The sequence below is a fragment of the Nocardia farcinica genome, assembly GCF_029867845.1.
Taxonomy (GTDB): domain Bacteria; phylum Actinomycetota; class Actinomycetes; order Mycobacteriales; family Mycobacteriaceae; genus Nocardia; species Nocardia farcinica_A.
The window spans coordinates 1-1422 of the sequence record NZ_JARWRU010001221.1 but is presented as its reverse complement, the minus strand read 5'-3'; the positions used below and the strand labels follow the sequence as shown (position 1 = coordinate 1422).

Below are 1422 nucleotides of genomic sequence, written 5' to 3'. Positions count from 1 at the left end.
CGCGGTGGCGACCGCGGCCGAGGCGGGCGCGCGGGTCGAACTCGCGCCGGTCGACGTGTTCGGGCAATTGCGCTTCGCCGTGCTCGCCGACCCGGCCGGGGCCACCTACGCACTGGTCCAGCTGATCACCCATCCCGGCACCGCGCGCTGGGCGGAGCCGGACAATCCGTGCTGGGTGGAGTACGCCGCCACCGGATCGCCCGCGGCGGCGATGGCCCACTACCGGACCGTCCTCGGCTGGCGGCACGCCGACGCGGCCTGGGAGACGGCCACGGACAACCCGTACCAGGCGCTCGCGCCGGGCACGGGCGGGCGGGAGTTCGGCGGCGCGCACGCCGCCGAGGCGGACGAGCCCGCGCCGTTCTGGTCGGTCACCCTACGGGTCGACGACTGTGACAAGACCGCTGCCAGGGCGGTCGAGCTGGGCGGGAGGGTGGTGCGGGCCGCGCAGGCCATGCCGGGGCCGTCGCGGGTGGGCGCGCTCGCCGATCCGGCGGGGGCGGTGTTCGCGACCATGTCGTTCGGCTGAACGACCCGCCTACGATGCCGCCGCGTGCCGCAACGCCGGGACGGGTTGACTTCGAGTGCGCTCCAAGAGTCAGACTGGAGGGGTGACCTCTGTCGACACCGGCTCCCGCACGTATTCGATCGCCGAGACCGCGGAGCGGACCGGCCTGACCGCCCACACCCTGCGCTACTACGAGCGCGACGGGCTGATGCTGGGCCGGGTCGGCCGCTCGGCCAGCGGCCACCGGCGCTACACCCGTGCCGATCTCACCTGGATCGACCTGGTCACGCGGCTGCGCGCGACCGGGATGCCGATTCGCGACATCCGACGCTATGCCGAACTGGTGCGGGCGGGCGACGGCAACGAGGCCGAGCGGCTGGCGTTGCTGCGCGCGCACCGGCAGGTGGTGCTGGATCAGCTGGCCGAGGTGCAGAACCATCTCGGGGCGATCGACCGCAAGATCGGCATCTATGTGGACCGGCTGGAGAGCACGGGAATGCTGCGATCCGAGGCGCGGGGTTGACTTGGAGCGCGCTCGAAGGAGTGGGATGGCGTCATGACCGAATCACACACTCCCCTCCCCACCCGCACGCTCGGCGCAGGCGCGCACGCGCTGACCGTCTCCGCCCTCGGCCTCGGCTGCATGGGCATGTCGGAGTTCTACGGCACGGCCGACGAGTCGACGGGCATCGAGACCATCCGCCGCGCCCTCGACCTGGGGGTCAGCTTTTTCGACACCGCCGACATGTACGGCCCGTTCACCAACGAACAGCTGGTCGGCCGCGCGCTGGCGGGCAGGCGCGAGCAGGTGCAGCTGGCCACCAAGTTCGGCAACGTCCGCGGCGAGAACGGTGAATTCCTCGGTGTCAGCGGCCGTCCCGAGTTCGTGCGCCAGGCCGCCGGCCCCCCCCCCC

3 protein-coding genes are annotated in these 1422 nt (G+C 72.6%); all 3 read left to right on the top strand.

Annotated features, from left to right (window positions below; genetic code table 11):
- A partial coding sequence (locus QH283_RS27070) for a VOC family protein (protein WP_280505758.1) occupies nucleotides 1-529 on the top strand: 529 nt, incomplete at its 5' end.
- An 82-nt stretch (nucleotides 530-611) separates the two neighbouring features.
- On the top strand, nucleotides 612-1031 hold the full coding sequence (locus tag QH283_RS27065) for a MerR family transcriptional regulator (RefSeq protein WP_280505757.1): 420 nt from the start codon (nucleotides 612-614) through the stop codon (nucleotides 1029-1031).
- Nucleotides 1032-1064: 33 nt separating this feature from the next.
- Nucleotides 1065-1422, top strand: a 358-nt coding sequence (locus tag QH283_RS27060) for an aldo/keto reductase (protein ID WP_280505756.1), incomplete at its 3' end; no start/stop codon positions are given.